General features: G+C 42.7%; 9 protein-coding genes. 3 read left to right on the top strand and 6 right to left on the bottom strand.

The features are described from left to right. On the bottom strand, window positions 1-204 hold a 204-nt coding region (locus tag VF500_RS26995), incomplete at its 3' end, for an acylphosphatase (protein ID WP_330862641.1). A gap of 131 nt (window positions 205-335) precedes the next feature. Between VF500_RS26995 and VF500_RS26990 the strand changes: the two genes are divergently transcribed. Next, on the top strand, window positions 336-857 hold the full coding sequence (locus VF500_RS26990) for a YceI family protein (RefSeq protein WP_330862640.1): 522 nt from the start codon (window positions 336-338) through the stop codon (window positions 855-857). A gap of 110 nt (window positions 858-967) precedes the next feature. On the opposite strand, the gene VF500_RS26985 is transcribed toward VF500_RS26990, so the two are convergent. Continuing rightward, window positions 968-2,137: an amidohydrolase family protein gene (locus tag VF500_RS26985; RefSeq protein ID WP_330862639.1), complete on the bottom strand. Its 1,170-nt coding sequence runs from the start codon at window positions 2,135-2,137 to the stop codon at window positions 968-970. Window positions 2,138-2,293: 156 nt separating this feature from the next. Between VF500_RS26985 and rlmN the strand changes: the two genes are divergently transcribed. Continuing rightward, entirely contained in the window at window positions 2,294-3,361 is a 1,068-nt protein-coding gene (rlmN, locus tag VF500_RS26980; RefSeq protein ID WP_330862638.1) for a 23S rRNA (adenine(2503)-C(2))-methyltransferase RlmN, read from the top strand. Window positions 3,362-3,384: 23 nt separating this feature from the next. Beyond that, entirely contained in the window at window positions 3,385-4,083 is a 699-nt protein-coding gene (locus VF500_RS26975) for a ComF family protein (protein WP_330862637.1), read from the top strand. A gap of 275 nt (window positions 4,084-4,358) precedes the next feature. Here VF500_RS26975 and VF500_RS26970 read toward each other — a convergent pair whose 3' ends face one another. From VF500_RS26970 to uvrB, 4 genes are all read right to left on the bottom strand, one after another. Next, complete coding sequence (locus VF500_RS26970; protein WP_330862636.1) at window positions 4,359-6,836, bottom strand: hypothetical protein; 2,478 nt, start codon at window positions 6,834-6,836, stop codon at window positions 4,359-4,361. A gap of 86 nt (window positions 6,837-6,922) precedes the next feature. Then, window positions 6,923-7,219, bottom strand: coding sequence for a hypothetical protein (locus tag VF500_RS26965; protein WP_121234094.1), 297 nt, complete (start codon window positions 7,217-7,219; stop codon window positions 6,923-6,925). A 10-nt stretch (window positions 7,220-7,229) separates the two neighbouring features. After that, the gene (locus VF500_RS26960) at window positions 7,230-7,484 is read right to left on the bottom strand and encodes a DUF4834 family protein (RefSeq protein WP_330862635.1); all 255 of its coding nucleotides are present in this window, start codon (window positions 7,482-7,484) and stop codon (window positions 7,230-7,232) included. Between the two features lie 162 nt (window positions 7,485-7,646). Continuing rightward, the gene (gene uvrB, locus VF500_RS26955; protein WP_330862634.1) at window positions 7,647-9,671 is read right to left on the bottom strand and encodes an excinuclease ABC subunit UvrB; all 2,025 of its coding nucleotides are present in this window, start codon (window positions 9,669-9,671) and stop codon (window positions 7,647-7,649) included. Between the last annotated feature and the right edge of the window lie 281 nt (window positions 9,672-9,952).

The following is a 9,952-nucleotide window of genomic DNA, read 5'->3' as shown; positions in this document are numbered from 1 at the left end:
GGCATCCTGGGGGCCTTCGCTACACCATTCGAGAAACATATCCAAAAAGGTATCATCTGCTTCAGCTTCAATATAAACATCGCCATTGGGCTCATTCAATACAATGCCGCGTACGCCAAGCTGATCGGCAACCGCTTTGGTTGCTTTACGGTAAAAAACGCCCTGTACTTTGCCTTTAACTGTAATATTAAGATGTTTTATCATCAGTTTTGTTGGATATGAAATATTGCAAAGTTAACTTTTTTCATGCTAAGCAACCTGCTTTACTTAACAAGCGTACTTATTGTAAAACGACTATAGTTTAATTTGATTGATAAACGCTAAAAATCTATTTTATGAAAAAAATTATTTTTTTGGCACTGATCGTTGCTTTCACTGCCTTTTCGGCATTCGCGATTTTTAGCAACTGGAAAGTTAAAGGCGATGAAGCCCAGGTAACTTTTGAAGGCCACAGGGTAAGCGGCTCATTCAGTGGTTTAAAAGCCGAAATAACATTTGACAAAGACCATCCCGAGCAAGCTAAAATTTCAGCAACTATTGATGTTACTACGGCAGCAACCGGCTTCTTTATTAAAACCAGCCACGTAAAATCAGCCCTCGGCGCTGATGATTACCCAACCATTAAATTTGAATCAACCTCGGTATCAAAAAGCGGCAGCGGTTATGTTGCCAATGGCAAACTAACCATGAAAGGCAAAACCAATCCCGAAAGCATCCATTTTACTTTTGAGGACAAAGGCAATGAGGGAGTTTTTAAAGGCGATTTTAAAGTGCTGCCCCCTAAATATGGTATCGACAGGAGCGGAACACCTCCCGAGGTTACAATTCATTTGACAGTGCCGGTTAGTAAAGGGTAATATTTACACAAATACTTGTAAGTCGGACTACAATTTAATCGAATTACACGAATTACCTCTCCAAATATTCGTGTAATTCGATCTCATTCGAGATAATTAGTGACAAACTTTTATATCAATTTCTTCACTTTGGTTTCGGGGGTGATCTTAAATCCGTCGAGGCCGCTAATGAGGTTCAGGCCAGGGGTTTTGCCTGCTTCAAGCGTACCTTTCTCATCGTCGATGCCCAAATATTCGGCGCCGTTGCGGGTTCCCCATTCAATAAGGCGTGGTAAGCTTATGGATGGGAATTTTTGTTGAATAGCACGCATCTCGCTCAGGATACATAACTTACTGTTTGAAGCAAGGCTATCGGTACCAAGCGTAATGTTAAAACCCTGGTCAACAAAGAGGTCTATTTTAGGTAAACGTCCTTCAATATAAAGGTTTGCATTAGGACAAAAACACCAGTTTATCTTCCTGTCAAACCGTTTAATGAAGTAAATATCTTTTAGATTGGTGCAGGTGTTATGAACCAGTAAAACTTTTTGCTTATTGGAAAGTAGCGGGATAATGGATTGTACCGAGTTACGGGCCTGCGGCTTAAAGTAGGATATATCCATCCCAAAATGCTCGTACAATTCTAAAAACGCACCAAGTTTATAGCGGTAAAATTTATTCTCGTCCTCGCATTCCTGGTTATGGATGCTTAACAGGTTCTCATCGTTGGTATCACTGTGTTTTTTTATCAGCTTAAACAACTCCTTCGATACCGAATAAGGGGCATGGGGGGTTACAGAACATGAGCCGGGCTTAAATTCATTAAGCAAGGCCAGCGCTTTCTCAAAAACCTCGGCAGCCTTTTCGGGTAAAAAGCCAAAGGTTTCAACAAAAGTATGATAGTATAACTTGCTTTGTTTTTTCATCGCAACACTGTTATTGGTGTTGGATATATCGCCTACGGCTACTATGCCGTTGTCGTACATTTCCTGGTCGGCTTTGGCTATAGCATCAAGAACCTGCTGCTGGTCGGTGTTTCGTAAGGATTGTACATCTTTGATAAAATTCACCAAACCACCCTTGGGCTTTACTTTATCTTTTAAATGTGAAAGTTCGGTATGGCAATGAGTATTAATAAATCCGGGGCAGATAATGCCGCTTACCTGTTGCACGTGCCCGCTTGGAGGCTTATTGCTATCGGTAACAGCGATGATCTTACCCTGATCATCAACAGTGACTATTCCATTTTTAATCGGATCGGCATAAATAGGAAAAACGTAATCGGCTCTAAAACTTTTCATTAAAATTTAAACTTGGTATCGTAACACATAACGTTTTTCAAAACAAACTATCCTGCAAAATAAGTACAATTAACTTTTAGTTATTGTTTTTTATTGTGCCAAAAAGAATGACTTTAAAAAAAGATAGATTTTTTTAAATTTAAGTACTTTTGCACTGTGAACAATACAAAAGATAAAATTGACATCCGCAGCCTGACTCTGAATGCTTTACAGGAGCATTTTATCCGCATGGATGAAAAAGGCTTCAGGGCAAAACAGGTGTATGAATGGCTTTGGAAAAAATCTTGCTTTTCTTTCAACGAGATGAGCAATATTTCAAAAGAACTCCGTGCTAAACTGGATGCAAATTTTGTAATTAATAATGTAAAAATTAATTCCTCACAGGTTAGTGCTGATAAAACTATAAAAAATTCTTTTATTTTACACGATAACCATTTAATTGAGGGCGTTTTAATCCCTACTCCCGGCCGTATGACAGCCTGTGTATCATCGCAGGTGGGTTGCAGCCTTACCTGTAAATTTTGCGCTACCGGTTATATGGAACGCAAAAGGAACCTCAACCCCGATGAAATTTACGACCAGGTAGTTTTGATAGATAAGCAGGCCCGTGAAAATTACGATCAGCCTTTATCAAACATTGTTTACATGGGCATGGGCGAGCCATTGCTTAACTATGCCAACATGATGAAGTCTATCGAGCGCATCACTTCTGAAGATGGGCTTAATATGGCAGCCAAACGCATTACCGTATCAACTGCCGGTATTGCCAAAATGATCAAAAAACTGGGCGACGACCAGGTAAAATTCAACCTCGCCCTTTCCCTGCATGCGGCAAATGATGAAAAGCGCAATACCATTATGCCTATCAATGAGCAAAACTCGTTAAAGGCATTGGCCGAGGCATTGAAATATTACTATGCAAAAACCAAAAACCCGGTAACCTACGAGTACATTATTTTTGATGGTGTAAACGATGGCATTCAGGATGCGATAGAACTGGCCAAATTTTGCAAGCACCTGCCCTGCAAGGTTAATATCATTGAATATAATCCTATTGCCTTTGCCAGCTATATCAACGCGGGCGAAGATAAAGTTGAGGCTTTTGCCGACTACCTTACCAAACAGGGCATCAATACGCACCTGCGCAGAAGCCGTGGTAAGGACATTGATGCTGCCTGCGGACAACTTGCTATCAAAGAAAAAGACAAACTGGCCGAAGTTTAAAAAATCCGTCTTAAATTGAGGGCATGAAATTACTGCGTGCCTACCTTGCGGATTTTGCTGCCTTGTTATTCCCGGAGCTTTGCCCGGCTTGCCAGGCAAGTTTAGTGGCCGGTGAGCATATTCTTTGCAGTGACTGTCGCTTCAATTTACCTTTTACCAACTTTCATCAGCAGCCAACCAACATTGTAGCACAACAGTTTTGGGGTAAAATCAATATTGAAGCGGCTTACGCACTTTATTATTTCCATAAGGGCGGTAAGATCCAGAACCTGATGCACCACTTTAAATACAAAGGCATGCAACAAATAGGCAACCTGCTTGGCACCATAGCTGGTGCGCAGCTGGCCTCAAATAACATTTTTAATACTGCAGATATCATTATCCCCGTACCACTGCATAAACGCCGGCTGCGCGAACGCGGCTACAACCAAAGCGCCTGCTTTGCTCATGGCCTTGCCGAAAAGTTAAACGCGGTTGTTGATGAGCATAGCCTGGTGCGTACGGTGGCCACTAAAACACAAACCCAACGGTCGCGCTTTGCCCGGTTTGAAAATATGCAAAATGTATTCGCGGTTAAAGATCCGGCGGCACTTGAAGGCAAGCACGTTTTACTTGTTGATGATATCGTAACCACCGGCTCAACCCTTGAGGCTTGCGGGGCCGAATTACTGAAAGTGCCGGGATTAAAATTGAGTATAGCTACGATAGCTTATGCGGTGTAAGGTATTCCATTAGACCTGCCAGATGTAAAATCCAGACTTGCGAAGTTTTGTAAACTTCGTAAGTCTAAAAAAGGTGTTTGACTTTGAGAATTTTGAGTAGAGACGCATCACATGCGTCTCCCACATGCAAATTCCTGCGCTTGATAATTTACAAAGCGACTTGTCCTATGGGAGACGCATGTAATGCGTCTCTACGTAAAAGCGTCTCAAACAAAAAAGGCCACAAAAAAAACGATGAGTATTAACCCATCGCTTTTCTTTTAAAGCAGTATTACTTATGCTTTTTTAGCTGTCGGTTTTGCAGCCGGGGTTTTCTTTTTGTTTTCGGTATAAGCGGCACCGCCTAAAGCAAGCACCAGCAATATTGAACCTGCTAATGAAATATGCTCGCCGGTGTAGTATGATGCCGGGTGGAAAATAAATTCGATTTTGTGGTTACCTACCGGGATCTGGGCTGCACGCAAAAGGTAATCGGCACGGAAATATGGCTTTTCAACACCATCGATATACATTTTCCAGCCTTTGTTGTAGTACACCTCGGAGAATACAGCGATCTGTGATGCAGTTGAACCACTTTGGTAAACCATATAATCTGGCGAATAGCTGGTAAGTTCAATTTTACCCTCACCGGCACCTGCGCCTAATGTTTTTTCATCAATAACGCTTTTGTATTGTTTATCAACAATGGCTTCATCTTTTGGAGTAAAGCTGCTGATGGCTACCATTTCCTGATCGGCATTGTCAGCATACTTAATGCTTTTTACAAACCAGGCATGACCGCAGGCAGTCTCGTTTTTCTGCATGCCTACATTTTGTGATTTAGGATCAGATGAGATGATGTATTTAACGTTCATCATATCCAATACATCATGGTTGATACTTTTCGTAAACTGGTTATCAATAAGCTCTTCCCAGCGTTTTAACCTTGCAGCCGAATAACCGCCCAATGATTTATAAAAGAATGGCGTTAAACCGTCACCTTTAAGCTCCTGGGTGGTGTCAAAAACCTTGAAATCCGGATCTGTATCCTTCATGATAAACTGATCAACCTCGCGTGGCTGCGGAGTTTCATTCTCTTGCTTAGGCCTAAAGCTATCATGGTTCAGGTAACGTTTATCAATTGTCCAAAGGTCAACCAATATAAGCGCTAAAAATGCAAGGGATAATACCGTTGGGTTGATCTTGTTTTTAAGAAAGGCCCATGCTGCGCCAAATGCCAGCACAATGAAAATAAGCGAGCGGATGGCGTCTGCCTGTGCTACTGATTCCCTGTCGGCAATTAACGCGCGGGTTATTGCAGAGCTGTCGGTTTTAAGCGCCTGTCCTACCTGGGCAATAACACCAGCCTGCTGCTCACTCACGCTGAACGAAAGTAAAAGCGAAGGTACTGCCGCTACTATCAATACAATACCGCCGGTAATATAAAAGGCGATCTTCAGCTTTTTGAACAGGTTGGCTTTGTCCTCGTTTACAATAGCCTCGTTTACTGCCAGTACAGCAAGTATCGGGAAGCAGAAACCAACGATAGCCAAAAGGGAGTCAACAGCCCGGAATTTATTGTAAAGCGGGAAGTAGTTAAAGAAAAGATCAGATAAAAACGGCCAGTTTTTACCAAAAGAAAGAAGTGTTGTTAATAGAACAGCGCCAAGCAACCACCATTTAATACGGTTCTTAACAATCATTAAGCCCCATACAAATAGCAGGCAGATCACCGCACCGAAATAAAACGGACCAGCTGTGAATGGTTTGTTACCCCAATATAATGGCAAATAATTGGCCGAGATCCCTAAAACCTGGTTAGGATCGGCACCTGATGCACTAAGTACTTTTACCACGTGCGAATCCGGATCGGTTGAGCCTTGTTCGCCGCCGCCATAAGCATTAGGGATCAGGAAGGTGATACATTCACCAACACCCTGGCTCCATTGAAAAGCATAATCTTTAGCCAAACCGTTGCTTGGTTCTGAACTTTGCCTGGTAAGATTTGATTGACCGCGGATAGAATCGTTACCATATGAATAGGTACTCCAAAGCATAGATGCATTTACTGCAACGGCAAGTAAAGTTGCGCCGGCAATGTATGCCAATGACTTTAAAAAGCTGCTTAAAGTTTTGTTTTTAATCGCATGATAAAGCTCGATACCTACCATGATCAATAAGGCCAGCATCAGGTAATAGGTCATCTGCACGTGATTGGCCCTGATCTCAAGAGCAAGGAAAAACGCGGTTACTGAAAAACCTAACAGATGCTTACCTCTGAGTGTAAGCAATATACCGGCAAGTATAGGCCCGAAGAACGCTATCGCGAATGCCTGGTTAGCATGCCCGGCCGTGAGCAATATGATATTATACGATGAAAATGTAAATGCCAGTGAACCCGCCGCAGCAAGCCATGGATTTACCTTTAATACGATAAATAAAAAGTAAGTACCTAATAAAAACATCAATACAGTACCAACCGGAGTGGGGAAAGTATAGTTTATACCGGTTACAACCCATGATGTTAAGTTAGCTTTATAAGGAGCCCATATCTGGTAGGTTGGCATACCACCATAGATCTGGTTGGTCCACAATATGGTGGAGTCTTTGGCCCTATAATCGTTGATTTCTTTTTGGGTTGATTGCGCCCTTGTAACGTCATTACCGCCTAATGTTTTTCCCTGGAAGGCCGGGGTTAAAAATATAAAGCAGATCACTAAGAAAATTGCAGCTATGGCAAAGTGAATGCCGTTACGCTTAAACCAGTTATTCATTTAAGTTTTTTGAAATGGATAATATATTTCCTCAAAAATAGAAAATACAATGAGAATAGGAATTATAAGTTTTGTTAAGGAATTGCTTAACAATTTTGCGCACGGCTGCGCAGCAGGAAAAACATAGCTATCAAAACAATGATTGATACAACATAGGCAATATATTGCGCCTTGCCGTAATCTTCGCGGTATTTGCGGATATTGAAAAAGTTGTAAACCCCCAATGCGCCTAAAACAAACCAGTACACGTTGCTTATTTTGGTGCAATTTGCAAAAACTTCGGTAGCAACAATAAATACAATTACGTTGGTGATGATAAGAATAACAGACTCAGGCGTGTTGTTATGGTTTTGGCGCCTTCTAAATACCGGATTGGTGTCCATATTTATTGATTTATTTTACTTCCTCGTAATCAACAAATTCACCTTCGCTATCAGGCACACTACCTTTTTTAGGCTGCGGAACATGGTCAATCCTGATCTTTCCGTCAGGTTTTGGGCCTTCATTATAGTTATGTTTTTGTTGCTGATATTGCTGTTGCGCTTTATTTACAACACTTTCAAACAGGAATGGCAGCAGGTAACGCGCCAGGCTGCGGATAATGTATAATATACAAATAGATATGATCAGGAAACGAATAAGAATCATACTGTTACTTTTGAGCTTACAAATATAAGGTATATAACGTTAAAAATGGTTTATTATGATTTAACGATACCTGAAGCTTGTTTAATTTGAAAATAAAGCAATTTGAAGATTTGAAAATGTGAGATTGTCGTTTTCAAATCTTCAAATCAATAAATTTTCAAATTAAAACTTCTCCTCCATCATTTTTTCCAAAGCAAACATTTCATCGCGCAGCTTGGCAGCCAATAGGAAATCCATGTTTTTGGCGGCGGCGAGCATATCTTTTTTGGTATTATCGATTGATTTTTTCAGATCGGCTTTGGTCATGTACTGAACTATCGGGTCGGCGGCAAGGGTAATGGAATCAGTTTCCACATAGGCCTGCTGCACACCGCCTTTAAAGTCGACCACCGAAGTTTGCTCCATAATTTCTTCGCGCGATTTGCCTACAGTCAATGGCGTAATACCATGCAGCGTATTGTAGGCTATCTGAATGTCACGGCGGCGGTTGGTCTCATCCATCGTGATCTGCATCGAGTCGGTTATTTTATCGGCATACATAATCACCCGGCCCCGGTCATTACGGGCGGCACGCCCAATGGTTTGGATCAGCGAACGTTCCGAACGCAGGAAACCTTCTTTATCGGCATCTAAAATGGCCACTAACGATACTTCGGGTAAGTCCAGGCCCTCGCGCAGTAAGTTGATACCTATCAGTACATCAAATTCGCCGAGGCGCAAGCCCCTTAAAATTTCCACACGCTGCAGGGTTTTAACCTCCGAGTGGATGTAACGGCATTTAATGCCCAGCCTATCCATATATTTTGCCAGCTCTTCGGCCATGCGTTTGGTGAGGGTGGTTACCAGCACGCGGTCGCCTTTTTTAATAGTTTTATCTACCTCGTCAAGCAGGTCATCCACCTGGTTTATTACCGGGCGCACATCAATAACAGGGTCAAGCAATCCTGTAGGACGGATCACTTGTTCAACCACTACCCCACCCGATTTTTCCAGCTCAAAATCGCCGGGTGTGGCACTTACATAAACAGTTTGAGGCGCCAGGTTTTCAAATTCCTGAAAATTAAGCGGACGGTTATCCAAAGCAGCCGGTAACCGGAAACCATAATCAACCAATGAAATTTTACGAGATCTGTCACCACCATACATGGCCCTTATCTGCGGAACAGTTACGTGGCTTTCGTCAATCACCATCAGGTAATCGTCCGGGAAATAATCAAGCAAGCAGAATGGCCTTGCTCCCGGTTTACGTCCATCAAAAAAACGGGAATAGTTCTCGATACCCGAGCAGTAACCCAGCTCGCGGATCATTTCCAGGTCGTAATTAACCCTTTCTTCCAAACGTTTGGCTTCCAGGAAGCGCCCATCGTCAATAAATTGTTTTTTGCGCATTTCCAGTTCTTCCTGTATTGCCCAGATCGATTGCAGGAAACGCTCGCGCGGAGCAACGTAGAGGTTGGCGGGGTAAACCACCATGTGCGTCATTTTTTCGATGGTTTTACCTGTGCCGATATCGAAGGCGCTTAGCTCTTCAATATCATCACCAAAAAAGGAGATACGGTAAGCATAATCCAGGTAAGCTGGAAAAATATCAACGGTATCACCCTTCACCCTGAATGTCCCCCGTTTAAAATCGGCAGTGGTGCGGGCGTATAAAATCTCGACCAGGCGATGCAAAAAAGCATTCCTGCTGATGCGGGTGCCTACGGCAAACTTGAAAACCGAGTCGGCAAAGTCGTCCGGGTTACCCATACCGTAAATACAGGATATGGACGATACCACGATCACATCGCGTCTGCCCGACATTAATGACGAAGTGGTACGTAAACGAAGTTTTTCAATTTCCTCGTTTATCTGCAGATCTTTTTCAATGTAGGTGTTTGTGGTTGGGATGAATGCCTCCGGCTGATAATAGTCGTAGTAGGACACAAAGTAGTTCACCGCGTTTTCGGGGAAGAACTGCTTAAACTCACCATAAAGCTGCGCCGCCAGTGTTTTGTTGTGGCTCAGGATCAGCGTAGGCTTTTGCGTTTGCTGGATCATGTTGGCAACAGTAAATGTTTTGCCCGACCCGGTAACCCCCAAAAGGGTTTGATACGGGTCGCCGTTGTTGATACCTTCAACCAGCTGCCTTATAGCTTCAGGCTGATCGCCGGTTGGTTTATATTGAGATGTTAATTGAAAATCCATGTTGTTATGTAAAAATACAAATAATCCAGGAACAGGGTTTGTAAATCAAAATAAGTACATGGTAATGACAACCGTATGTCAACATTGTTGGGCACGGGGCAATAATTTACAGTCAATCATAGCAAGTTGGAGCCTGGGGTCGGAGTCAGCACCATAGCCGTTAATTAAGGATTAAACACACGCCGCCGCTCGGCTCCAGCCGAGTGGCAACTATTCCCCGGCCTCCGGCCGCCGAATGCGTTTTAAGCTCGTATGTTATGCTTAAACCATGACCATTAAGC

Source organism: Mucilaginibacter sp. (genome assembly GCF_036383575.1).
In the GTDB taxonomy this organism is placed as follows: Bacteria; Bacteroidota; Bacteroidia; order Sphingobacteriales; family Sphingobacteriaceae; genus Mucilaginibacter.
The sequence above is the reverse complement of the archived record's forward strand: the minus strand, read 5'-3'. Positions and strand labels throughout refer to the sequence as shown.